This window comes from Halomonas shengliensis (assembly GCF_900104135.1).
Taxonomy (GTDB): Bacteria; Pseudomonadota; Gammaproteobacteria; order Pseudomonadales; family Halomonadaceae; genus Halomonas; species Halomonas shengliensis.
This window is the reverse complement of sequence record NZ_FNIV01000008.1, coordinates 1-23,921: the sequence shown is the minus strand read 5'-3', so window position 1 is coordinate 23,921 and position 23,921 is coordinate 1. Positions and strand designations below refer to the sequence as shown.

Below are 23,921 nucleotides of genomic sequence, written 5' to 3'. Positions count from 1 at the left end.
GGCGAGGCCCGCAGCCCCCTTGCCTGCCGTGTTATCATGGCCGTTCGATTTGATGCGAGGATTGTTTCATGGGTGTAGTGGCCAAGCGGTCGTCGATGATCTTCTACTCCGGTGGTGCCGATCACTTCAGCCATCGGGTGCGTATCGTGCTCGCCGAGAAGGGCGTGGCGGTGGACATCGTCGAGGTCAGCGATGACCAGCGTCCCGAGGAGCTCGCCGACCTCAATCCCTACAACAGCGTGCCGACCCTGCTCGACCGCGACCTGGTGCTCTACGAGTCCAAGGTGATGATGGAGTACCTGGACGAGCGCTTCCCGCATCCGCCGCTGCTACCGGTCTACCCCGTGGCGCGTGCCCAGAGCCGCCTGTGGATGCATCGCATCGAGCGCGAGTGGTGCCCGCTGGTGGCGCAGATCGAGCAGGGGCCGAAGAAGGAGGCGGACAAGGCGCGCAAGGAGCTGCGCGAGAGCCTGGTGGGTATCTCGCCGATCTTCGAGGACATGCCGTTCTTCATGAGCGAGGAGTTCACCCTGGTGGACTGCTGCCTGGCCCCGATCCTGTGGCGCCTGCCGGCACTCAACATCGAGCTGCCCGAGAAGCAGGTGGCGCCGCTGATCGGCTACATGGAGCGGGTGTTCGAGCGCGACGGCTTCAAGGCCTCGCTGAGCGAGCGCGAGCGCGAGATGCGTAGCTGAACCATTCCCGGCCGCCCGAGCGGGCGGCCTCCAACCAGGAGGGCCAGACGATGCGTTCCAGTCGTCCCTATCTGGCCAGGGCCCTGTACCAGTGGCTGCTGGACAATGACCTCACCCCCCATATCGTGGTGGATGCGGAACATCCCGAGGTGGAGGTGCCGCGGCAGTTCGTCCAGAACGGCCAGATCGTGCTCAACCTCTCGCCGACGGCGGTCAAGGACCTCGCCATGGAGAACGAGGCGATCAGCTTCGGGGCACGCTTCGGCGGCCAGCCCATGCGGGTGATGGTGCCGAGCGCGGCCCTGGTGGCGATCTACGGTCGCGAGAACGGTGTCGGCATGGTGTTCGGCCATGAGCCGGTGATGCCCGAGCCGGTCGACGAGGAGGCCGAGGGTCCGGCGCCGAGCCTCACCGAGGTGGAGCGCGACGATGCCCCGGCCTCCGCGGAGGACGAGCAGACGGGCGACGACGAGCCGCGCCCCCGCCGGGGCAAGCCGTCGCTGCGGGTGATCAAGTAGCCCGCGTCAGGCGAGTCCACAACGCGAAACGGCAGGCCCGAGGGCCTGCCGTTTCGCGTTTCAGACAGGGTGATCGGTGGGACCTGCCCCCCGATCATGTCTGTTCCGGTCAGTCGAGGTAGTCGAACACCTTGACGATGCGCTGCATGCCGCCCAGCTCGGCGACGGCAGAGGCGATGCGCTCGCCCTCGGCGCGGGTCACGATGCCCATCAGATAGACGCTGGCGTTCTCGGTGATGACCCGGATGCGGCTAGTGTCGATGCTCTCGTTGGCCGCCAGGTGGGTACGGATGCGGGTGCTGAGCCAGGTATCCGCGATCTTCTGGGTGGCGGGCAGGTTGCCGGCGACGGTGAGCTCGTTGTGCACCGTGCGCACGTTGCGCACCTGGCGCGCCACCTCGCTGGCCTTGGCCTTGAGCTCCTCGCTGGGCACCTGGCCGGTGAGCAGCACCACGCCGTTGTAGCTGTCGACGTTGATGCGGGCGTCGCCGAGGCGGGCATCGGTGCGGCCGAGGTTGTGGCCGATCTTGGTCTCGATGCTGTGGTCCTCGACCTGGGTGCCGGCGGTGCGCTTGCCGTAGTTCTCGTCGATGGTGCCCTGGTGGGTCACGCTGGTGACGGTGGTACAGCCGGCCAGTCCCAGCAGGGTGGCCAGGAGGAGGGAGGTGAGCAGGGGGATGCGGGTCATGGGGATCACTCGCTGGTTCCGAAGAGCTGTTCGTCGATCAGGTCGCACAGGCAGTGGATCACCAGCAGGTGAACCTCCTGGATGCGCGCGGTGGAGGTGGCGGGGACGCGGATCTCGCAGTCGTCCTGGCCCAGCAGCGAGGCCATGTTGCCGCCGTCGCGGCCGGTCAGCGCCACCACCGTCATGTCGCGGTCATGGGCGGCCTGGATCGCCTGGATGACGTTGGCCGAGTTGCCGCTGGTGGAGATGGCCAGCAGGATGTCGCCGGGCTGGCCCAGGGCGCGCACCTGCTTGGAGAAGACCTCGTTGTAGCTGTAGTCGTTGGCGATGGAGGTGAGTGTCGAGGTGTCGGTGGTCAGCGCCATGGCGGGCAGGCTGGGCCGTTCGCGCTCGAAGCGGTTGAGCAGTTCCGAGGAGAAGTGCTGGCTGTCGCCGGCGCTGCCGCCGTTGCCGCAGGCCAGGATTTTGCCCTCGTTGACCAGGCACTGGACCATCATCTGGCTGGCCACCTCGATGAAGGGCGGCAGCACCTCGCTGGCGTAGGTCTTGGTGTCGATGCTGGCGTTGAAGTGGCCGAGTATGCGCTGCTGGAAATCCATGCGGGGTCGGGTTCCTCTGGCGGAGTCAGGTGGCCTCGAAGGCGTTGACCACCCACTGGATGTCGAGTTCGGGCGGCTGGCCGGTCACCGCCACCACGTCGAACCGGCAGGGACATGATAGCCGGTTGCGCTGGAGATAAAAACGCGCCGCCCGGACCAGGCGGCGCTGCTTGGTGGCGGTCACGGTCTCCAGCGGATGGCCGTGACGGCTGTCGGCGCGGTGGCGCACCTCGACGAACACCAGGGTCTCACCGTCGCGCATCACCAGGTCCAGCTCGCCACCCTTGGCGTGCTGGTTGGCGGCCACCGCGGTCAGGCCGCGCGCTTCCAGCCAGGCCGCGACACGGCGCTCGATGGCCGCGCCGCGGGCGCGGGCGTCACGGGGCCCGGTCATCGCCGAACAGGCCCGGGATCAGCACAGGCTGGGGTACGCCGTTGACGAAGCGAGCCCAGGGCAGCAGGCGCTCGACCCGGCCGTCGGGCCGCGGCCGCAGGGTGCCGGTGGCACCATGCAGCTCGCTGCCCGCGACCGCCTGGAGCTGCGGCAGGCGCCGGGCAAGCTCGAAGGCATCGACGCCCATGGCGTGCAGCCGGAAGAGATTGGGGTCGGACTCCTCGCGGAGGCGGCGGTAGCTCTCGGCGTAGGGCAGGGCCTCCTCGCCCCCCACCGCGGCGTCGGGGATCTGCCAGGGGATGTCGAGGAACAGCACGTCGTCGAGGTCGGCGTCGAGGCGCGGCTCCAGCTGGCCGCTGAAAAGGTGGGAGGTGGCATAGACCGGCAGCTCCGGGGCGCCGTAGTAGTCCAGGGTGGGCGGCACCTGGCGGGCATAGTCGGGCAGGGCGAGCAGGAACAGCAGGTCGGGCCTGGCGTTGGCGATGGCGCGGCGAGTGCTCTCGGTGGCGGCGGCCTCGGGGTTGTAGCGCACCGCGTTGGTCACCTCGCCGCCCTGGGCCTGCCACTCGTCCCAGAACGCCTCGCCGACGCGGCGGCCCCAGTCGTTGTCGGGCACCAGCAGGGCGGCGCGGCGATGGCCGTCGCCCCAGGCGCGCCGGGCCGCCTGGCGCGCCTCGTCCTCGGCGGAGAGGCCGTACTGGAAGAGGCCATTGGCCCGGTTGCGCTCGCCCTCGCCATAGTTGAGCGCCAGGGTGGGCAGGGGCACCCGTTCGCCGCGCTCCAGGGCGCTGACGCTACCCTTGTCCAGGGGGCCGAGCACCACCTGGGCGCCGCGGTTCTCGGCCTCGCGGTAGAGCGCCTCGAGGGGGGCGGCGGCGCTGTCGAGGAAGCTCAGGCGTACGTCGGCATCCTGCGCCAGGCGATGGCGGGTGCGGATGCCCGCGGCGATGGCGCCGGCGATGCGCGAGAGCGGGCCGGACTCCGGCAGCAGCACCGCGATGTGGCGCACCTCCTGGCCGCTCAGCTCGCGCAGGGCGAGGAGGTCGGCGGGCAGCCGGCGGGCCGCCGGGTGGCGAGGGTGACGCTCCCGCCAGTCATCCAGGCGCCGGAACAGGCGCTCGATGTCCCCGCCACCGCTGCGCACCGTCTCGGCCAGCGTCACCCAGCCCTGGGTCAGGGCGTCGTCGCGGCTCTCGCCGAGACGGCTCAGGCGACGGCCATCGAGCCCCGCGAGGGCGCGCCAGATGGCGTCATTGAGCGCCTCGTCGTCGGTCACGGCCTGTACTCGCAGCAGCGCCTCGGCCGCCGCCGCGGGCTGCTCTTCCTCGAGCAGGGCCAGCCCCCGCTGCTCGCGCAGGGTCAGGGCCTGCTCCCGGTTCAGCGCCAGGGCGTCGAGGTTCTCGGTGGCGCGGATCACCGCGGCGGGGTTGCCCTCGCTCTCGCCGAGGTCGGCCAGCAGCAGCGCCCAGCGGGTACGTGGCTCGGCCGGGAGGCGGTCGTCCGCGAGCGCCATGGCGATCTCCAGTGCCTGGGTGCGGTCGCCCTGGCGTGCTAAGATGGTGGCCGCCTCGAGCCGGGTGCGGGCCGCCTGGTCCGGTGCCTGCTGCTCGGCCTGGGCCAACAGGCGATCGGGGTCTTCGTCGATGACGCGCTCGACGATGCCCGGCCGGGTGGCACAGCCGGCCAGCAGCAGCGCGAGCAGTGCGTAGGCCACGAGGCCGCGTGTCAGGTTGCCCATGAATCCTTCCTTTATCTGTCCTATCGGGAGCCCGCCGAGGAGGCGACGTGTCTGAACCGAACTCCGCTGCATTGTACGTGGTCGCCACGCCGATTGGGAATCTGGCCGACCTGAGCCCCCGTGCCGCGGCGGTGCTGGGGGAGGTGGCGCTGGTCGCCGCCGAGGATACCCGCCACACCGCGCGGCTGATGCGTCACCTGGGCCTCTCGGTGCCCATGCTCTCCCTGCACGAGCACAACGAGGCGGCGCGCGTGGAGCAGCTGGACGCGCGCCTGGCGGCGGGGGAGTCCATCGCCCTGGTCTCTGATGCCGGCACGCCGCTGATCAGCGACCCCGGCTTCGTGCTGGTGCGCGAGCTGCGCGCCCGCGGGCGTCGGGTGGTGCCGATCCCGGGGGCCTGCGCGCTGGTGGCGGCGCTCAGCGCGGCGGGCCTGCCCACCGACCGCTTCGCCTTCCAGGGCTTCCTGCCGGCCAAGGGGGGCGCGCGGCGTGCGCGGCTGGAGGCGCTGGCGGGGCGAGAGGAGACCCTGGTCTTCTACGAGTCGCCCCACCGCATCCGCGACACCCTGGCGGATATCGGGGCGGCCCTCGGCGAGCGCCGCGTGGTGCTGGCCCGGGAGCTGACCAAGGCCTTCGAGACCTTCCTCTCGGGCAGCGCCGGCGAGCTGCTGGCGCAGCTCGAGGCCGACCCCAACCAGGCACGCGGCGAGTTCGTGGTGATGCTGGCCGGCGCCGCGCCGCGTGCCGCGGAGACGAGCGCCGAGATGGGGGGCGAGGCGCTGCTGGCCGCGCTGCTCGCCGAGGGCGTCGGGGTCAAGCAGGCCGCATCGGTCGCCGCCCGGCTGCTGGGTGGCGCGCGGAAGGCCTGGTACGCCCGTGCCCAGGCGCTCAAGGAGGCGACCTGACGCCGCTCGACATTGAGGGGCGTGCGGGGCGCTGGTATCCTTGCCGCGGGAGTCGGCCAGACAGTCGCCGCCGGAGCGATCCGGGGGAGGAAAGTCCGGGCTCCACAGGGCAGAGTGCCAGGTAACGCCTGGGCGGCGCGAGCCGACGGAAAGTGCAGCAGAGAGTAGACCGCCTACGTCTCCCTCGGGAGGCCGGCAAGGGTGAAAGGGTGCGGTAAGAGCGCACCGCGCGCCTGGTAACAGTGCGTGGCACGGTAAACCCCACTCGGAGCAAGACCAAATAGGAACCCGCTGGCGTGGCCCGCGCCGGGTTCGGGTAGGTTGCTCGAGGGGCGTGGTGACGCGTCCCCTAGATGAATGACTGTCCACGACAGAACCCGGCTTATCGGCCGGCTCCCCCCGTTTTCATTGCGGTGGCGCCACTCCCGCCACCCCCGCCCTGGATCGAGAAGCGCATGCCATCCGCCCCTGAATCTTCCCCGCGCGGTTTCCGTCATGCCAGCGTGCTCCTCGATGGTGCCGTCGATGCCCTGGTGCATGATCCCGCCGGTGCCTACCTGGATGGCACCTTCGGACGCGGCGGCCACTCCCGGGCGATCCTCGAGCGCCTGACGCCCCAGGGACGCCTGCTGGCCATCGACCGCGACCCCCAGGCCATCGCCGAGGCGGAAAGCCTCACTGACCCGCGGTTCACCATCGAGCAGGGCGAGTTCGCCCGGCTCGGTGAGATCGCCCGCACTTACGGCCTGCATGGCCGCCTGTCCGGCATCCTGCTCGATATCGGCGTCTCCTCCCCCCAGCTCGACGACCCCGAGCGCGGCTTCAGCTTCCTGCGCGACGGGCCGCTGGACATGCGCATGGACCCCACCCGCGGCGAGAGCGCGGCGGCCTTCATTGCCCGCGCCGACGAGGGGGAGCTTGCGCGGGTGTTCAAGGAGTACGGCGAGGAGCGCTACGCGCGGCGCCTGGCCAGGGCGATCGTGGCGCGACGCGGCGAGCATCCCTTCGAGCGCACCGCCGACCTGGCCGAGGTGGTCAAGGTCGCGCACCCCGCCTGGGAGAAGCACAAGCATCCCGCCACCCGGGTGTTCCAGGCCCTGCGCATCCAGGTCAACGGCGAGCTCGAGCAGCTCGATGCGGCCCTCGAGGCGGCGCTGGAGGCGCTGGCCCCAGGCGGCCACCTGGTGGTGATCAGCTTCCACTCGCTGGAGGATCGCCGCGTCAAGCGCTTCATTCGCCACCACGTGCGCGGCGATACCCATCTGCCCCGGGGCGTGCCGATCCGCGACGAGCAGCTCGAGCGGCGCCTGGAGGCGCTGGGCAAGGCGCGGCGCCCGGGCGAGGCGGAGGTCAGTGAGAACCCCCGCGCCCGCAGCGCCGTGATGCGGGCAGCCCGCAAGCGATACTAGAAGGAGACGGCATGACGCAGGGAAGGTCGTTCACCGCTCGCCTCGCCTGGCCCTCGGCACTGCGCCTCAACCTGTCGGCGCTGGTGCTGCTGGCGCTGCTGCTGGCCTGCCTGGGCAGCGCCCTCGCCGTGATCGGCATCAGCCACCTCACCCGTGAGCAGTATGCGCAGCTGCAGCGGCTCGAGCGCGAGCAGCAGCAGCTCCAGACCGAGTGGGGCCAGCTGCTGCTGGAGGAGAGTGCCTGGTCGTCGCCGGCGCGCATCGAGCGCCTGGCCATGGAGCGCCTGGAGATGCGGCTGCCCGGTGTCGATGAGGTGGAGGTGATCCGCCCATGAGCAGCGAGGTCAGAAGCGGCGTCTCGCCGCGCCGCCCACCCCCCACCGCCCCCATGGGGCAGTTGCGCTACCGCGTGATGCTGGGCCTGGTCCTGCTGGGCCTGGCGCTGCTGGTGGGGCGCGTGGTGATCCTGCATGTGGTCGACCGCCCCTTTCTGCAGGGGCAGGGGGACGCCCGCACCCTGCGCACCGACCCGCTGCCCGCCCACCGCGGCATGATCGCCGATCGCCATGGCGAGCCGCTGGCCATCTCCACGCCGGTGGTGACCCTGTGGGCCAACCCCCAGGACGTGCCCGAGGATCCCATCCAGCGGGCTCGGCTCGCCACGGCGCTGGGCGTGGCGCCTTCGACGCTCGACGAGCGCCTGGCGCGCTACGCCGACCGCGAGTTCATGTACCTGCAGCGGCGGATGACCCCCGAGGCGGCGCAGCGGGTACTGGCGCTGCGCGTGCCCGGGGTCTATCGCCAGGACGAGTACAAGCGCTACTACCCGGCCGGCGAGGTCGCCGCCCAGCTGCTGGGGGTGACCAACGTCGACGATGTCGGCCAGGAGGGGCTGGAGCTCGCCTACCAGTCGTGGCTCTCGGGCACCCCGGGGCTGCGTCGCGTGCTCAAGGACCGCCGCGGCCGGCTGGTGCGCGACCTCGAGGTGCTGCGCGAGGCCAAGCCCGGCGGCGAGCTGACGCTCTCCATCGACCAGCGCCTGCAGTACATGGCCTATCGCGAGCTCAAGGCGGGCGTCGCCGAGCACGACGCCGACGGCGGCGTGGTGGTGATGCTCGACGCGCGCAGCGGCGAGGTGCTGGCGATGGCCAATCAGCCCTCCTACAACCCTAACGACCGTGCCGGCCTCGATCCCCAGGGGCTGCGCAACCGCGCCATCGTCGACGCCTACGAGCCGGGCTCGGTGGTCAAGCCGCTGGCCATGGCGGCGATGCTCGATGCCGGCGGGCTCTCCCCCGAGACCCTGGTGGATACCTCGCCGGGCTGGATGCGCATCGATCGCTTCACCATCCGCGACATCCGCAACTACGGCGAGCTTGACCTCGCCGGGATCCTCGAGAAGTCCTCCAACATCGGCATGTCCAAGCTGGTACTGCGCTTCGATGAGCCGGTGGTCCCCCAGCTCTACCGTCGCCTGGGCTTCGGCCAGGCCCCGGGCACCGGTTTCCCTGGCGAGGCCACCGGTGAGGTGCCGGCGCCGGTGCGCTGGTCGAGCAGCCAGTGGGCGGCGCTCTCCTACGGCTACGGCCTCTCGGTCACGCCGCTGCAGCTGGCCAGCGCCTTCACCGCCATCGCCAACGAGGGGCGCCGGGTGCCGCCCTCCCTGTTGCGCCAGGACGCGCCCGTCCAGGGGGAGCAGGTCATCTCGCCCGAGGTTGCCCGCCAGGTACTGGACATGATGGACGAGGTGGTCGAGCCCGGCACCGGGGCGCGGCGCGCCGAGGTGCCGGGGTACCGAGTCGCCGGCAAGACCGGGACGGTGCGCAAGACCGGTACCGGTGGCTACCAGGAGGATGCCTATCGCGGCTTCTTCGTGGGCATCGCGCCGGTCTCCGACCCGCGCATCGTTGTGGTGGTGATGATCGACCACCCGCGTGGCGACGCCTACTATGGCGGTGCGGTGGCCGCGCCGGTGTTCTCTCGCCTGGCCGGCAGCGCCCTGCGCCTGCTCGATGTTCCCCCCGACCAGACCGTCGTCGAGGCCTCCCCATGACACGTGACCCCATGACCGTATCGCTCACCCGCCTCGGCGAGACCCTGGCGCGCCTCTGGCCCGGTAGCGACACGGGGCTGGACGGCGATGGCATGACCCGGCTGCAGACCGACAGCCGTCGCCTGGCACCGGGAGAGGTCTTCGTGGCGGTGCCCGGGGTGGACGGCGACGGCCGCGACTTCATCGCCGCGGCGCTGGCCGCCGGGGCGGCGGCGGTTCTCTGCCACGCCGGCGACGGGCGTCCCTGCCCGGAGCAGTCGCGCGTGGTGCCCCTGGCGGGGCTGCGCGAACGGCTGGGCGAGCTTGGTCGCGAGCTCTACGGGGTACCCGAGACGCTGGAGCTGATCGGCGTCACCGGCACCAACGGCAAGAGCTCGGTGACCCACTACCTCGCCGAGCTGAGCCAGGCAGCGGGCGTCGAGGCCGCGGTCATCGGCACCCTGGGCAGCGGCCGTCCAGGGGCACTCGTCGAGAGTGGCCTGACCACGCCCGGGCCGCTGTCCCTGCAGGCGACCCTGGCGGGGCTCGCCGCCGACGGCATCGGCCGGGTGGCCATGGAGGTCTCCTCCCATGCCCTGGAGCAGGGCCGCCTCGACGGCTGCCGGGTGAGCGCCGCCGTCTTCACCAACCTCAGCCGCGACCACCTCGACTACCACGGCAGCATGGCCGCCTATGCCGCCGCCAAGGCGCGGCTCTTCCGCCGCCCGGAGCTGCGGCTGGCGGTGGTCAACGGCGACGACCCCCTGGCGCGGCTGATGCTGGCCGGGCTGCCAGGGGGGCAGGAGGGGCCTGTCCGGGTACTGGCCACCGGCAGCGACGAGGCGGTGACCCTGCGGATGCTGGAGCGCTTCCCCCATGCCGGCGGCCAGCGCGCCCTGGTGGCGACCCCCGAGGGGGAGCGCGAGCTCGACCTGCCGCTGGTGGGGCGCTTCAACCTCGACAACGTGCTGCTGGCCATCGCCACCCTGCACGGCCTGGGCCACCCCCTCGAGCCGCTCTTCGAGGCGGCCCGCCGGCTGACCCCGGTGCCCGGACGCATGGAGGTGCTGACCCGGCCCGGGGCCCCTACCGTGGTGGTCGACTACGCCCATACCCCCGACGCCCTGGACAACGCCTTGGGCGCGCTGCGCGACCACCTGCCGGGGCAGGGGCGCCTGTGGTGCCTGTTCGGCTGCGGTGGCGATCGCGACCCCGGCAAGCGCGGGCCCATGGCCGCCGCCGCCGAACGCCACGCCGAGCGGCTGGTGATCACCGATGACAACCCGCGCGGCGAGGACCCCGCGGCGATCCGCGAGCAGGTGCGGGCCGGGCTCACCCCGGCCGGGCGCGAGCGCGCCCGGATGGTCGCCGGGCGCGGCGCGGCGATCGCCACGGCGCTGGCCGAGGCGGCCCCCGAGGACGTGGTGCTGATCGCCGGCAAGGGACACGAGACCTACCAGGAGGTGGCGGGGGAGCGCTACCCCTTCGATGACCGTGAGGTTGCCCGCCAGGCGCTGGCCGCGCGCGGCCGGGAGGCCAACCGATGAACCGCTGTGGACTCGCCACCCTGGCCGAGGTGGCCCGTGCGCTGGGGGTTGCCGCCCCGGCGCGTGACCTGCCTCTCGCCGCCATCGAGACCGACACGCGCCGGCTGGGTCCGGGCGATCTCTTCGTCGCCCTGCGCGGCGAGCGCTTCGATGCTCACGACTTCCTGGCCCGGGCCCGCGAGGCCGGGGCCGCGGCCGCCGTGGTAGAGCGCGCGGTGGACGATCCCCTGCCGCAGCTGGTGGTGGCCGACAGCCGACTGGCCCTGGGCCTGTTGGGTCGCGCGCGTCGCGAGGCCTGGGGCGGGCCGCTGGTGGCGGTGACCGGCAACAGCGGCAAGACCACCGTCAAGGAGCTTCTCGCCGCGCTGCTCGGTCGTCGCGGGGTGACCCTGGCCACCCGCGGCAACCTCAACAACGACATCGGCGCGCCGTTGACCCTGCTGGAACTGACCCCGGCCCATCGCCAGGCGGTGGTGGAGCTGGGCGCCAACCACCTGGGCGAGATTGCCTGGACGGTGGGCCTGGCCCGGCCTCGGGTGGCGGTGATCACCAATGTCACCGGTGCCCACGTCGGCGAGTTCGGCGGCATGGGTCGGATCGCCCAGGCCAAGGCGGAGATCCTCGCCGGCCTGCCCGCCGACGGGGTGGCGGTGCTCAACCGCGACGATGCCTACTTCGCCACCTGGGCGCGGCTCGCCGCGCCCCGCGAGGTGCTCGACTTCGGGTTGGGCGAGGGCGCCCGGGTCACCGCCCGGGACCTGGCCGCGGACGCCCTCGGGCGCTATGCTTTCACGCTTGTCGTCGACGGCCGGCCGCTCGGTCGGGTCGCCATGCGGCTGATGGGACGCCACAACGTGGCCAACGCCCTGGCGGCGGCCGCCGCCGCCCTGGCCGTGGGCCTGGCGGGGGAGGCGGTGGTGGCGGGGCTCGGCGCGGTGGCGCCCATGGCCGGTCGCCAGGCGGTGGTGGCCGGGGTGCGCGGCTCGCGCCTCATCGATGATACCTATAACGCCAACCCCGGGGCGGTGAAGGCGGCGCTGGCGCTGCTGGCGGCGCTGCCCGCCCCGCGCTGGTGCCTGCTGGGCGCCATGGGAGAGTTGGGAGAGGCGTCCGAACGGCTGCATGCCGAGGTCGGGCGCCACGCGCGGGAACTGGGGATCGACTTCCTGGGCACCCTCGGCGAGGCGGCGCGTCCCGCCAGCCGCGCCTTCGGCGACGGCGGGTGCCATTTCGACGACCGCGAGGCGCTGACACGCCACGTGCTCGACCATCTTCCCCCCGGGGCCAGCGTGCTGGTCAAGGGGTCGCGCAGTGCCGCCATGGAGCGCGTGGTGGCGGCGCTGCGCGATGACACCACAGGGTAAACGCGATTCATGCTTCTGCATCTTGCCGACTTCCTGGCGCAGTACTTCAGCGCCTTCCATGTGTTCAACTACCTCACGCTGCGGATGATCCTCGGCACCCTCACCGCCCTGGTGCTCTGCCTGTGGCTGGGGCCGGTGGTGATCCGCCGCCTGGTCGAGGGGCAGATCGGCCAGGCGGTGCGTGACGATGGCCCCCAGTCGCACCTCTCCAAGGCCGGCACCCCAACCATGGGCGGCGCCATGATCCTGATGGCCATCGCCGTGAGCACCCTGCTGTGGGGCGACCTGACCAACCACTACGTGTGGATCGTGCTGGCGGTGACCCTGGGCTTCGGTGCCATCGGCTGGGTCGACGACTACCGCAAGGTGGTGGAGAAGAACCCCCGTGGCCTGCCGGCGCGCTGGAAGTACCTCTGGCAGTCGGTGATCGGCCTGGCGGCGGCGGTGCTGCTCTATGTCACCGCCGCCTCGCCGGTGGAGACCAGCCTGATCGTGCCGCTCTTCAAGGAGTTCGTGCTGCCCCTGGGGCTCTTCTACGTGGTGCTCACCTACCTGGTGATCGTCGGCAGCTCCAACGCGGTCAACCTCACCGACGGGCTCGATGGCCTGGCGATCATGCCCACCGTGCTGGTGGCCATGGGGCTGGGGATCTTCGCCTACGCCAGCGGCAACGCGGTGTTCGCCGACTACCTGCAGATCCCCTCCATCCCCGGCGCCGGCGAGCTGGCGGTGTTCTGCGCCACCATCGCCGGCGCCGGTCTCGGCTTCCTGTGGTTCAACACCTACCCCGCCCAGGTCTTCATGGGCGACGTGGGGGCGCTGGCGCTGGGCGCGGCGCTGGGCGTGGTGGCGGTGATCGTGCGCCAGGAGATCGTGCTGTTCATCATGGGCGGCATCTTCGTCATGGAGACGGTGTCGGTGATCCTGCAGGTGGGCTCCTACAAGCTTACGGGGCGGCGCATCTTCCGCATGGCCCCGTTGCACCACCACTACGAGCTCAAGGGCTGGCCCGAGCCGCGGGTGATCGTGCGCTTCTGGATCATCACCGTGGTGCTGGTGCTGATCGGCCTGGCCACCCTCAAGGTGCGCTGATGAGCGAGATCTGCCGTGATGCCGCCGTCGACCGGGTTCCCCCGGGCACCACCCTGGTGGTGGGCCTGGGGCTTTCGGGACGCGCCATCTGCCGCCACCTGGCGCGCCGGGGCGTGCCCTTCATGGTGGCCGATACCCGCGAGGCGCCGCCGGGGCTCGATGACTTCCGCGCCGCCCACCCCGGGGTCGTCGTGTACTTGGGCCCCCTCGACGCCCTGGACCTCGAGGCGGCCGAGGAAGTGGTGCTGAGCCCTGGTATCGATCCGCATGCCGCGGGGCTCCGGGCGCTTGCCGGGCGGATCCGTCCCGCCACCGGCGAGCCGTGCCTGGTCGGCGAGATCGCGCTCTTCGTGCGCGAGGCGCGTGCGCCCATCGCCGCCATCACCGGCTCCAACGCCAAGTCCACCGTGACCACCCTGGTCGGCGAGATGGCCCGCGAGGCCGGGATGCGGGTGGCGGTGGGCGGCAACCTGGGCACCCCGGCCCTGGATCTGCTGCAGGATCATCCCGACGCCGAGCTCTTCGTGCTGGAGCTCTCCAGCTTCCAGCTCGAGACCACGCCCTGCCTGGGCGCCGAGACCGCGGCCTTCCTCAACCTCTCCGAGGACCACCTCGACCGCCACGGCGACATGGCCGGCTATCGGGCCGCCAAGCTTGGGGTCTTCCGCGGCGCACGCCACGCCGTGGTCAACGCCGAGGATCCCGCCACCTGGCCGGACATCGAGGTGCCGGCCCTCGAGCGCTTCACCACCCGCGCCCCGGCGGCGGGGGAGTGGGGCATCGGCCGCCACCGGGGGGCCGAGTGGCTGATGCACGGCGAGGCGCCGCTGATGCCGGTGGCGGCCATGCGCCTGGCGGGGCGCCACCACCAGGCCAACGCCCTGGCGGCACTGGCCATGGGCCATCGCCTGGGCCTTCCGCTCGCCGCCATGCGCGCGGTGCTGATGCGCTTCCCGGGGCTGCCCCACCGCAGCGAGATGGTGGCACAGGCCGACGGCGTGCGCTGGATCAACGACTCCAAGGGCACCAACGTGGGCGCCACCCTGGCCGCCATCGCCGGCCTCGGCCCGACCCTCGAGGGACGCCTGATCCTGCTGGCCGGCGGGGTAGGCAAGGGCGCCGACTTCACCCCCCTGGCCGAGCCGCTGGCGCGCTTCGGCCGCGAGGCGATCCTGTTCGGCGCCGATGCCGAGCGCCTCGAGGCGGCCCTCGCGGGGCACCTGGACGTGACCCGGGTGGCGGACCTCGCGAGCGCCCTGGCGCGTGCGGCGACGATCGCCGCGCCGGGCGACGCCGTGCTGCTGTCGCCGGCCTGCGCCAGCCTCGACCAGTTCGCCAATTACGCGGCCCGCGGCGACGCCTTCCGCGCCTGGGTCGAGCGGCACCTGGCGGAGGTCTCCCCATGAGCCGGCTGGCACGCCTGCGCGAGGCGCTCTCCACCCGCGATCACCCCTTCGACGGCTGGCTACTGGTGGCGGCCCTGTCTCTGCTGCTGGTGGGGCTGGTCATGGTCACCTCCGCCTCCACCGGGGTGGCGGCGAGCCTCACCGGCAACCCCTGGTACTTCGGTCTGCGCCACGGGACCTTCCTGGTCGGCGCCCTGGTCATCGCCACGCTGGTGCTGCGGGTACCTCTGGGCTGGTGGAAGGCCAACGGGCCGCTGCTGCTGCTGGTAGGCATCCTGCTGTTGGTGCTGGTGCTGCTGGTGGGGCGTGAGGTCAACGGCAGTCGACGCTGGCTCTCGGTGCCCGGAGTCCCCTTCAACCTCCAGGCCTCGGAGCTCGCCAAGCTGTTCCTGATCGTCTACTTGGCGGGCTACCTGGAGCGCTTCCTGCCCCAGGTGCGCCGCGACTGGGGCGCCTTCATGCGCCCACTGGTGGTGCTCGGCGTGTTCGGTGTGCTGCTGATCCTCGAGCCGGACTACGGCGCCGTGGTGGTGATGACCGGCTGCGTGATGGGGATGCTGCTGATGGCTGGCGCCCCCTGGGGCCGCTTCCTGCTGCTGGCGCTGCTGGTGGCGGCGGGCGGTGCCGCCCTAGCCGTGGCCGAGCCCTACCGGATGGCGCGGCTGACCAGCTTCATCGACCCCTGGGCCGACCAATTCGCCAGCGGCTACCAGCTCACCCAGGCGCTGATCGCCTTCGGCCGCGGTGGCTGGCTGGGCATGGGGCTGGGCAACAGCGTACAGAAGCTCTTCTATCTGCCCGAGGCGCACACCGACTTCGTCTTCGCGGTACTCGCCGAGGAGCTGGGGCTTCTGGGCGCGGTCGGCGTCATCGGCCTCTTCGCCCTGCTGGTGTGGCGGGCCATGGCGGTGGGGCGGCGTGCGGAGCTCGCCGGGCTGGCCTTCGCCGCCTACCTCAGCTATGGCATCGCCCTGGTGCTGGGCGCCCAGGCCTTCATCAATATCGCGGTGAGCAGCGGCATGCTGCCCACCAAGGGACTCACCCTGCCGCTGCTCAGTTACGGCGGCTCGAGCCTGGTGGTCAGTGCCACCATGGTGGCGCTGTTGCTGCGGGTGGACATCGAGACCCGCCGGGCCTGGCGCCGCCGGCAGTCGGCGGCGCCCCGGCAGGCCCCGCTCGGCCAAGGAGGGACGTCATGAACGACACCACGACACGCCGCCGGGTCCTGATCATGGCCGGCGGTACCGGCGGCCACGTGATTCCCGCGCTCTCCCTGGCCCGCGCCCTGCGGGCGCGGGGTGTGGAGGTGGCCTGGCTGGGCAGCCCGCGTGGCATCGAGAATCGCCTGGTGCCCGAGGCGGGCATCGTGCTGCACCGCATTCGCGTGGCCGGCCTGCGCGGCAACGGCCTGGCCGGCTGGCTGCTGGCGCCGATCAACCTCACCCGTGCCGTCTGGCAGGCCTGGCGGGTGATCCACGAGTTCGACCCCCAACTGGTGGTGGGACTGGGCGGCTTCGCCAGCGGCCCCGGCGGGCTCGCCGCCTGGTTCTCGCGGCGCCCGCTGGTGATCCACGAGCAGAACGCCGTGGCCGGGCTGACCAACCGGGCCCTGGCGCGCCTGGCGCGGGGGGTCTATGCGGCCTTTCCCCAGGCCTTCCCCGGCCGCGCCGAGGTGGTAGGCAACCCGGTGCGTGCCGAGATCGCGGCCCTGGGGGAGACCCCCCGCGACGGCGCCGGGATGGCCGGTCGCCCGCTGCGCCTGCTGGTGGTGGGCGGCTCCCTGGGCGCCCAGGCGCTCAACCGGGGGCTGCCCGAGGCGCTGGCCCGCCTGCCCGCGGAGCGGCGGCCGGAGGTGCGCCACCAGGCGGGGCGCGACAAGGAGGCCGCCACCCGCGACGCCTACGCCGAGCATGGCGTGGCCGCCGAGGTGTCGCCCTTCATCGACGATATGGCCGAGGCCTACGCCTGGGCCGACCTGGTGGTGTCCCGGGCGGGCGCCCTGACGGTGGCCGAGCTGGCCGCCGCCGCCAAGCCGGCGCTGTTCGTGCCCTTTCCCCACGCCGTGGACGACCACCAGACCGCCAACGCCCGGGCGCTGGTGGAGGAGGGCGCGGCGGAGCTGCTGCCCCAGTCCCGGCTTTCCGCGGCGACGCTGGCCGAGCGGCTGGCGGCGCTGCTCGACCCCGACACTCTCGCCACCATGGCGTCGCGGGCCCGTGCCTGCGCCCATCTCGACGCCGTCGAGCGCCTGGTGGCCGGTTGCATGGAGACAGGCTTTGAGCGATAGCAGAACCGCAGAGGTGCCCGAGGCGGCCCGCCACGGCCGCGGCCTCGGCATGCGCCGCATCCGCACCATCCACTTCGTGGGCATCGGCGGCGCCGGCATGTGCGGCATCGCCGAGGTGCTCGCCAACCAGGGTTACAGGGTCACCGGCTCCGACCTGCGCGAATCGGCGGTGGTCGCCGGGTTGCGCGACGCCGGCATCCGCGTGGCGATCGGCCATGCCGCCGAGCACGTGGCGGGCGCCGACGTGGTGGTGGTCTCCACCGCGGTGGACGAGGGCAATCCCGAGATCGAGTGGGCCCACGACCACCGCGTGCCGGTGGTGCGCCGCGCCGAGATGCTCGCCGAGCTGATGCGCTTTCGCCACGGCATCGCGGTAGCCGGCACCCACGGCAAGACCACCACCACCAGCCTGACCGCGACGCTGCTCGGCGAGGGCGGTCTCGATCCCACCTTCGTGATCGGCGGCCGGCTGACCAGCGCCGGCAAGAACGCGCGGCTGGGGGAGGGCGACTACCTGGTGGCCGAGGCCGACGAGTCCGACGCCTCCTTCCTCCACCTGCAGCCCATGGTGTCCATCGTCACCAACATCGATGCCGACCACATGAGCACCTACGGCGGCGACTTCGAGCGCCTCAAGGGTACCTTCGTCGAGTTCCTGCACAACCTGCCCTTCTATGGCCTGGCGATCCTGTGCATCGACGACGAGCATGTGCGCGGCCTGCTCGACGCCGTCAGCCGCCAGTTCGTCACCTACGGCTTCAGCGAGGACGCCGACTACCGCATCGAGGACTTCGTCCAGGCCGAGGGCGAGGTGCGCTTCACCGCGCTGCGCCCCGGTGGCCTGGCGCCCCTGCCGGTGCGCCTGGCCATGCCCGGGCGCCACAACGCCCTGAACGCCCTGGCCGCCATCGCCGTGGCCAGCGATGCCGGCGTCGAAGATGCCGCCATCCTGCGCGGCCTGGCGGGCTTCCAGGGGGTGGGACGGCGCTTCCAGGTGCATGGCCGCTTCCCGGCGCCCGGTGGCGAGGGCGAGGTGATGCTGGTGGACGACTATGGCCACCACCCCCGCGAGGTGGAGATGGTGATCGCCGCGGTGCGCGCCGGCTGGCCCGAGCGGCGCCTGGTGATGCTCTACCAGCCCCATCGCTACTCGCGTACTCGTGACCTCTTCGAGGACTTCGTGCGGGTGCTGGGCGGGGTCGACACCCTGCTGCTGCTCGACGTCTACGGCGCGGGCGAGGCGCCGATCCCCGGCGCGGAGGGGCGCACCCTGGCGGGCTCGATCCGCCAGCGTGGCGCCATCGACCCGATCTTCGTCCAGGACAAGGCCGAGCTGCCCGAGCTGCTTGGGCGCGTGCTGCGTCCCGGCGATATCCTGATCACCCAGGGGGCAGGGGACATCGGCGGCATCTCCCTGGCGCTGGCCGAGGCCGCCCTGGATCTCGACGAGGTGGGCCTATGAAGCGGGTGAGCGAACTGGGGCGGGTGGCGGTGCTGTTCGGCGGCAGCTCCGCCGAACGCGAGGTGTCGTTGAAGAGCGGCCGGGCGGTGCTCGCCGCGCTGACACGAGCCGGGGTCGATGCGGTCGGCTATGACCCTGCCGACGGCGGCCTGGTGGGGCTCGAGGCGCTGGCCCCCGACCGCGTCTTCATCGCCCTGCACGGGCGTGGCGGCGAGGACGGCACCCTGCAGGGGGCGCTGGAGCTGCTCGGCATCCCCTATACCGGCAGTGGCGTGCTCGCCTCGGCGCTGGGCATGGACAAGCAGCGCACCAAGCTGGTGTGGCAGGCCCTGGGGCTGCCGACCCCGGCAGCGGAGATGCTCGGCCCCGACGCCGATTGGCGGGCGGTGGTGGAGCGCCTGGGGCTGCCGCTGATCGTCAAGCCGGTGCACGAGGGCTCGACGCTGGGCATCAGCGTGGTGAGAAGCGCCGAGGCGCTGGCCGAGGCCTACCACGCGGCGGCCCGCTACGACGCCAGGGTGATGGCCGAGGGCTTCATCGAGGGGGAGGAGTACACGGTGTCGCTGCTCGGCGACGAGGTGCTGCCGGCGATCCGCGTCGAGGCCGCCGGGGGCTTCTACGACTACGCAGCCAAGTACCTCTCCGACGAGACTCGCTACCACCTCCCGTGTGGCCTGTCGGCGGAGGAAGAGGCCGAGCTCGGCGAGCTCTGTCGCCAGGCCTTCGCCGCGGTGGGCGGCGAGGGCTGGGGACGGGTCGACGTGATGCGTGACGCCGAGGGACGCTTCTGGCTGATCGAGGTCAATACCTCCCCGGGCATGACCGACCACAGCCTGGTACCCCAGGCGGCAGCCCACGTGGGCATCGACTTCGAGGCGCTGGTGGTGCGCATCCTGGCCACGACCCTGGCGCCCCGGTCGGCATGAGTCAGCGTGGCGGATGGCTCGGCGTCGTGCTGCTGCTGCTGGTATTCGGCGCCGGCGGGCGGGCCCTGTGGCTGTGGCTCGACCGACCCCTGGAGCGGGTCTCCATCGGCGGTGACCTGACCCATGTGAACGCCGACTACCTGCGCGCCGAGCTCACGCCGCTGCTGCGCGGGCGTACCTGGCTGTCGGTGGATGTCGCCGAGTTGCGCCGGGAGGCGCTCGCCATCGACTGGATCGCCGAGGCGCGGGTCAGCCGCGAGTGGCCCAACGCCCTCACCTTCGAGCTGGTGGAGGAGGTGCCGGTGGCGCGCTGGAACGACGACCAGCTGCTCAACCCCGAGGGCGAACCCTTCGCCATCGGCCCGGTGTCGCCGCCCGGCGACCTGCCGGATCTCGCCGGGCCGCCGGGCAGCGGCGCCGAGGTACTCGCCTACCACCAGCGCCTCGCCACGCGCTTCGCCGCGCTGGACCTGCCGCTCACCCAGCTGCGCCTGGAACCGCGGGGCGCCTGGCGCTTCCAGCTCGACGATGGCGTGTGGGTGATGCTCGGTCGCAGCGACCGCGAGGGACGCCTGGCGCGCCTGGTCGCCGCCTGGCAGCGCCAGCTGGAGGGCCAGGCGTCGCATATCCGCTACATCGACCTGCGATATCCCAACGGGGTCGCGGTGGCCTGGCATGGTGAAACCGAACCCCTCGAGGTCGACGACGAGCGCGAGGGGTGATCGCCTTTTTTCTGTGAAACACGCATGTCGAAGGGCATGCGGCTGTTTCTTTCGGAGCAAAATCGCCGTATCGTGGAGGGGCTTTTTGGTTCCGGGGTGGAGGAACTCGACCCGTTGTTCCTATAATTGGCCCCAGGTTCATTTTCATGTTGCAGGCTCGAGAACGGGCCAGGATCGAGGAGAGTTCCCGACTCATGGCAGGTCCATCCAACGTGTCCAATATGGTAGTCGGGCTGGATATCGGAACGTCCAAGGTGGTGGCGATCGTGGGGCAGCCCACCGATGACGGTGGCATCGAGATCGCCGGTATCGGCTCGCACCCCTCCCGAGGAATGAAGAAGGGCGTGGTGATCAACATCGAGTCCACGGTGCAGTCCATCCAGCGCGCCGTGGAGGAGGCCGAACTCATGGCCGGCTGCGACATCCATTCCGTCTATGTGGGCGTCGCCGGCAGCCATATCAGCTCCATGAATTCCGACGGGGTGGTGGCCATCAAGGAGCGCGAGGTCACTCCCTCCGACATCGACCGCGTCATCGACTCCGCCCGCGCCCGTGCCATCTCGGAGGGGCAGCGGGTATTGCACGTGCTCCCCCAGGAGTTCGCCATCGATGCCCAGGGCGGCATCCGCGAGCCGCTGGGCATGTCCGGCGTGCGCCTCGAGGCGCGGGTCCACCTGGTCACCGCGGCCCTCAATGCCGTGCAGAACATCGAGAAGTGCGTGCGCCGCTGCGGCCTGGAGGTCGACGCCATCATCCTCGAACAGCTCGCCTCCAGCATGGCGGTGCTCACCGAGGACGAGCGCGAGCTCGGGGTCTGCATGGTCGACATCGGGGGCGGTACCACCGACATCGCGGTGTTCACCGAGGGGGCCATCCGCTACACCGCGGTGATCCCCATCGCCGGCGACCAGGTCACCAACGACATCGCCATGGCGCTGCGCACGCCGACCCAGCACGCCGAGGAGATCAAGGTCAAGTATGCCTGCGCCCTGACCCAGCTCGCCGCCAGCGACGAGATGATCAAGGTGCCCAGCGTGGGCGACCGCCCCGCCCGCGACCTCTCCCGCCAGGCGCTTGCCGAGGTGGTGGAGCCGCGCTACGAGGAGCTCTTCACCCTGGTGCGCGACGAGCTGCGCCGCAGCGGTTACGAGGACCTGGTGGCCGCGGGGGTGGTGCTGACCGGCGGCACCGCCCGCATGGAAGGGGTGGTGGAGCTGGCCGAGGAGATCTTCCATATGCCGGTGCGCATCGCCTGTCCGCAGAACGTGCGCGGCCTGGCCGATGTGGTACGCAATCCGATTTATTCGACCGGAGTCGGTTTGTTACATTACGCTTTGCAGGAGACACGGCAGGGGCACGGTCGACAGGCACAGGGCAGCATGATGTCCGCACAGCCCCGGCGCGAGGACGCCGCCCGACGCGGCGACAGGGAAGGATCCTCCGCGCTGGCGAGGCTGAAGGGCTGGTTGAAAGGAAATTTCTGACAGGATCGCCAGCGGCGGTTCAGGAGACGGGGCAAATGTTCGAACTGGTAGATAGTGCACCCTCAAGCAGCGCGGTCATCAAGGTGATCGGCGTGGGTGGCGGCGGTGGCAACGCAGTCAACCACATGGTCGAGAGCAACATCGAGGGCGTGGAGTTCATCTGCGCCAACACCGATGCCCAGGCGCTCAAGCGCGTGGCGGCCAAGACCGTGCTCCAGCTCGGCAACGAGATCACCAAGGGCCTCGGTGCCGGGGCCAACCCCGATGTCGGCCGCCAGGCGGCCATGGAGGATCGCGAGCGCATCGCCGAGCTGCTCGAGGGTGCCGACATGGTGTTCATCACCGCCGGCATGGGCGGCGGCACCGGCACCGGCGGTGCCCCGGTGGTGGCCCAGGTGGCCAAGGAGCTGGGCATCCTCACCGTGGCCGTGGTGACCCGTCCCTTCCCCTTCGAGGGGCCCAAGCGCATGCGTGCCGCCGAGGAGGGCATGAAGGAGCTCTCCGAGCACGTCGACTCGCTGATCACCATTCCCAACGAGAAGTTGCTCTCGGTGCTGGGCAAGAGCGCCAGCCTGCTCACCGCCTTCAGTGCCGCCAACGACGTGCTGCTGGGCGCGGTGCAGGGCATCGCCGAGCTGATCACCAGCCCCGGCATCATCAACGTCGACTTCGCCGACGTGCGCACCGTGATGTCCGAGATGGGCATGGCGATGATGGGCACCGGCGGGGCGGTGGGCGAGAACCGTGCCCGCGAGGCTGCCGAGAAGGCGATCCGCAGCCCGCTGCTCGAGGACATCGACCTCCACGGCGCCCGCGGCATCCTGGTCAACATCACCGCCGGCCCCGACCTCTCCATCGGCGAGTTTAACGACGTCGGTGCCACCGTCCAGGAGTTCGCCTCCCAGGACGCCACCATCGTGGTGGGTACCTCCATCGACATGGAGATGAGCGACGAGCTGCGGGTCACCGTGGTGGCCGCCGGCCTGGAGGGGCAGCAGCAGCGGGCGGCGGCGAGCCGCGAGAGCGTCAAGCGCAGCGAGGGCGGCGACTATCGCCGCTCCGCTCAGTCCGGGGTGGCGGCACGCCAATCCTCCGCGGCCGTGGCGCGCAGCCCCGAGCCCGAGGAGGCGCCCAAGCCCCGCGCCGAGAAGCGGCGCTCCCAGGAGCTCGACGACTACCTCGACATCCCGGCGTTCCTGCGCCGCCAGGCCGATTGAGGTCGACTATCGGGGTCATCGGCCGTGCCGGACGAGCTTTCTTTGTTGAAACGCTCGTTCGGTGTTATAGTGAACGGTGTTTGATAATCCGAGAACCGCCTGGCCACAGCCCATGATCAGACAACGCACCCTGAAGAACGTCATCCGCGCCACCGGCGTCGGCCTGCACTCCGGCAAGAAGGTCTACATGACCCTGCGGCCGGCGCCCGTGGACACCGGTATCGTCTTCGTGAGGACCGACCTCGATCCCGAGGTGCAGATCCCGGCGCGGGCCGAGCTGGTCACCGACACCACCCTGTGCACCGCCCTGACCCATCAGGGTGCCAAGGTCGCCACCGTTGAGCACCTGATGTCCGCCCTGGCGGGCCTGGGGATCGACAATGCCTACGTCGACCTCAGCGCCGCCGAGGTGCCGATCATGGATGGCAGCGCCGGGCCCTTCGTGTTCCTGATCCAGTCCGCCGGCATCAGCGAACAGAACGCCGCCAAGAAGTTCATTCGCATCCGGCGCGAGGTCACAGTACGCGACGGCGACAAGGAGGCCACCTTCCGCCCGCATCGCGGCTTCAAGGTGGGTTTCTCCATCGACTTCGACCATCCGGTGTTCGAGGATCAAACCCAGACCGCCATGGTGGACTTCTCCACCACCTCCTTCGTTAAGGAGGTCTCGCGGGCGCGTACCTTCGGCTTCATGCGTGACCTGGAGTACCTGCGCTCCCACAATCTGGCGCTGGGCGGCAGCCTCGACAACGCCATCGTCGTGGACGACTACCGCATCGTCAACGAGGGCGGCCTGCGCTACGACGACGAATTCGTCAAGCACAAGGTGCTGGACGCCATCGGCGACCTCTACCAGCTGGGCCACAGCCTGATCGGCGAGTTCCACGGCGTGAAGTCCGGGCATGCCCTCAACAACCAGCTCTGCCGTGCGCTGATGGCGCAGCCCGATGCCTTCGAGGTGGTCACCTTCGAGGACGAGGGTCAGGCCGCCCCGATCTCCTACGCCGCCCCCGCCATGGCCTGACCCCGGCTGCGCCGGGAGCTGTAAGCCATAAGCTAAGCTGTAAGAGAGCCGCCCCCGTGGTCATGCCACGGGGGCGGTTTGCTTGTGCGCCAGGCATGGCGCGCAGCGCCTGACTGGCGCTGTTCCCGAGGGTGGTGCCTCGGGATGACTTGGGGGTGAAAGTCCCCTGCACGCCCGGCAAGGGGAAGTGCTAGCCGACGGCAAGGGTGTCCCCCGCGAGGGGGAATCTGAAGGCAGCCCGAGGCAAAACGCTGGCCTGACGAACAGGAAGCGGATACGAGGCGGCATGGCGGGGTGAGATGGCAAGCATCATCAAAGCCCGATACTTGCACGGATCGCCATGACGTAAATCCGACAGGCATAAGCGGGAAGGTCGCGCGTCTTACCCTGGGAGGTCTGGTGGTCTGCCACG

22 protein-coding genes and 1 other RNA gene are annotated in these 23,921 nt (G+C 71.1%); 19 read left to right on the top strand and 4 right to left on the bottom strand.

Translation table 11 applies throughout. The annotated features are described in order from the left end of the window. Positions 1-68 precede the first annotated feature (68 nt). Both sspA and BLP95_RS12035 read left to right on the top strand, forming a co-directional pair. Positions 69-695, top strand: a complete 627-nt coding sequence (gene sspA, locus BLP95_RS12040) for a stringent starvation protein SspA (protein WP_031218110.1) — start codon at positions 69-71, stop codon at positions 693-695. A 50-nt stretch (positions 696-745) separates the two neighbouring features. Then, positions 746-1,213: a ClpXP protease specificity-enhancing factor gene (locus tag BLP95_RS12035; protein WP_023005943.1), complete on the top strand. Its 468-nt coding sequence runs from the start codon at positions 746-748 to the stop codon at positions 1,211-1,213. Between the two features lie 109 nt (positions 1,214-1,322). Here BLP95_RS12035 and BLP95_RS12030 read toward each other — a convergent pair whose 3' ends face one another. The 4 genes from BLP95_RS12030 to BLP95_RS12015 are packed head-to-tail and all read right to left on the bottom strand — an operon-like array spanning position 1,323 to position 4,632. Further along, a complete protein-coding gene (locus tag BLP95_RS12030; RefSeq protein WP_023005944.1) occupies positions 1,323-1,901 on the bottom strand; it encodes a BON domain-containing protein in 579 nt (192 codons plus the stop codon). 5 nt (positions 1,902-1,906) lie between these two features. Further along, positions 1,907-2,500, bottom strand: coding sequence for a phosphoheptose isomerase (locus BLP95_RS12025; RefSeq protein WP_023005945.1), 594 nt, complete (start codon positions 2,498-2,500; stop codon positions 1,907-1,909). 25 nt (positions 2,501-2,525) lie between these two features. Next, positions 2,526-2,894, bottom strand: coding sequence for a YraN family protein (locus tag BLP95_RS12020; protein ID WP_089679740.1), 369 nt, complete (start codon positions 2,892-2,894; stop codon positions 2,526-2,528). Continuing rightward, positions 2,878-4,632, bottom strand: coding sequence for a penicillin-binding protein activator (locus BLP95_RS12015; RefSeq protein ID WP_089679738.1), 1,755 nt, complete (start codon positions 4,630-4,632; stop codon positions 2,878-2,880). The genes BLP95_RS12020 and BLP95_RS12015 overlap by 17 nt, the downstream gene beginning before the upstream one ends. Before the next feature lie 47 nt (positions 4,633-4,679). Between BLP95_RS12015 and rsmI the strand changes: the two genes are divergently transcribed. The 17 genes from rsmI (at position 4,680) to lpxC (ending at position 23,509) form a co-directional block, all read left to right on the top strand. Further along, positions 4,680-5,537 carry a 16S rRNA (cytidine(1402)-2'-O)-methyltransferase gene (gene rsmI, locus BLP95_RS12010; RefSeq protein WP_089679736.1) on the top strand — a complete coding sequence of 286 codons (858 nt, stop codon included), beginning with the start codon at positions 4,680-4,682 and terminating at the stop codon, positions 5,535-5,537. A 48-nt stretch (positions 5,538-5,585) separates the two neighbouring features. Then, positions 5,586-5,938, top strand: an RNA gene (gene rnpB, locus BLP95_RS12005) — RNase P RNA component class A. 54 nt (positions 5,939-5,992) lie between these two features. Then, entirely contained in the window at positions 5,993-6,946 is a 954-nt protein-coding gene (gene rsmH, locus BLP95_RS12000) for a 16S rRNA (cytosine(1402)-N(4))-methyltransferase RsmH (RefSeq protein ID WP_089679734.1), read from the top strand. Positions 6,947-6,957: 11 nt separating this feature from the next. Next, positions 6,958-7,281: a cell division protein FtsL gene (ftsL, locus tag BLP95_RS11995; protein ID WP_089679733.1), complete on the top strand. Its 324-nt coding sequence runs from the start codon at positions 6,958-6,960 to the stop codon at positions 7,279-7,281. After that, positions 7,278-8,999, top strand: coding sequence for a peptidoglycan D,D-transpeptidase FtsI family protein (locus BLP95_RS11990; RefSeq protein WP_089679731.1), 1,722 nt, complete (start codon positions 7,278-7,280; stop codon positions 8,997-8,999). Before ftsL ends, BLP95_RS11990 begins: the two co-directional genes overlap by 4 nt. A gap of 11 nt (positions 9,000-9,010) precedes the next feature. Continuing rightward, positions 9,011-10,525, top strand: coding sequence for a UDP-N-acetylmuramoyl-L-alanyl-D-glutamate--2,6-diaminopimelate ligase (locus BLP95_RS11985; protein ID WP_089679729.1), 1,515 nt, complete (start codon positions 9,011-9,013; stop codon positions 10,523-10,525). Beyond that, complete coding sequence (locus BLP95_RS11980) at positions 10,522-11,889, top strand: UDP-N-acetylmuramoyl-tripeptide--D-alanyl-D-alanine ligase (RefSeq protein ID WP_089679727.1); 1,368 nt, start codon at positions 10,522-10,524, stop codon at positions 11,887-11,889. Before BLP95_RS11985 ends, BLP95_RS11980 begins: the two co-directional genes overlap by 4 nt. A gap of 9 nt (positions 11,890-11,898) precedes the next feature. After that, positions 11,899-12,981, top strand: coding sequence for a phospho-N-acetylmuramoyl-pentapeptide-transferase (gene mraY, locus BLP95_RS11975; protein ID WP_023005954.1), 1,083 nt, complete (start codon positions 11,899-11,901; stop codon positions 12,979-12,981). After that, positions 12,981-14,387 (top strand): UDP-N-acetylmuramoyl-L-alanine--D-glutamate ligase, encoded by a 1,407-nt coding sequence (murD, locus tag BLP95_RS11970; RefSeq protein ID WP_089679725.1) that lies wholly within the window; start codon positions 12,981-12,983, stop codon positions 14,385-14,387. Before mraY ends, murD begins: the two co-directional genes overlap by 1 nt. Continuing rightward, complete coding sequence (gene ftsW, locus BLP95_RS11965; protein ID WP_089679723.1) at positions 14,384-15,586, top strand: putative lipid II flippase FtsW; 1,203 nt, start codon at positions 14,384-14,386, stop codon at positions 15,584-15,586. Before murD ends, ftsW begins: the two co-directional genes overlap by 4 nt. After that, on the top strand, positions 15,583-16,674 hold the full coding sequence (gene murG / locus BLP95_RS11960) for an undecaprenyldiphospho-muramoylpentapeptide beta-N-acetylglucosaminyltransferase (protein ID WP_089679721.1): 1,092 nt from the start codon (positions 15,583-15,585) through the stop codon (positions 16,672-16,674). Before ftsW ends, murG begins: the two co-directional genes overlap by 4 nt. Before the next feature lie 49 nt (positions 16,675-16,723). After that, a complete protein-coding gene (gene murC, locus BLP95_RS11955) occupies positions 16,724-18,136 on the top strand; it encodes a UDP-N-acetylmuramate--L-alanine ligase (protein WP_089679930.1) in 1,413 nt (470 codons plus the stop codon). Next, the gene (locus BLP95_RS11950; RefSeq protein ID WP_089679719.1) at positions 18,133-19,062 is read left to right on the top strand and encodes a D-alanine--D-alanine ligase; all 930 of its coding nucleotides are present in this window, start codon (positions 18,133-18,135) and stop codon (positions 19,060-19,062) included. The genes murC and BLP95_RS11950 overlap by 4 nt, the downstream gene beginning before the upstream one ends. After that, positions 19,059-19,784, top strand: a complete 726-nt coding sequence (locus tag BLP95_RS11945) for a cell division protein FtsQ/DivIB (RefSeq protein WP_089679716.1) — start codon at positions 19,059-19,061, stop codon at positions 19,782-19,784. The genes BLP95_RS11950 and BLP95_RS11945 overlap by 4 nt, the downstream gene beginning before the upstream one ends. Before the next feature lie 194 nt (positions 19,785-19,978). Next, positions 19,979-21,268 (top strand): cell division protein FtsA, encoded by a 1,290-nt coding sequence (ftsA, locus tag BLP95_RS11940; protein ID WP_089679714.1) that lies wholly within the window; start codon positions 19,979-19,981, stop codon positions 21,266-21,268. A 35-nt stretch (positions 21,269-21,303) separates the two neighbouring features. Continuing rightward, the gene (gene ftsZ, locus BLP95_RS11935; RefSeq protein WP_023005962.1) at positions 21,304-22,485 is read left to right on the top strand and encodes a cell division protein FtsZ; all 1,182 of its coding nucleotides are present in this window, start codon (positions 21,304-21,306) and stop codon (positions 22,483-22,485) included. A 112-nt stretch (positions 22,486-22,597) separates the two neighbouring features. Next, complete coding sequence (gene lpxC, locus BLP95_RS11930) at positions 22,598-23,509, top strand: UDP-3-O-acyl-N-acetylglucosamine deacetylase (protein WP_023005963.1); 912 nt, start codon at positions 22,598-22,600, stop codon at positions 23,507-23,509. The last annotated feature ends 412 nt before the right edge of the window (positions 23,510-23,921 follow it).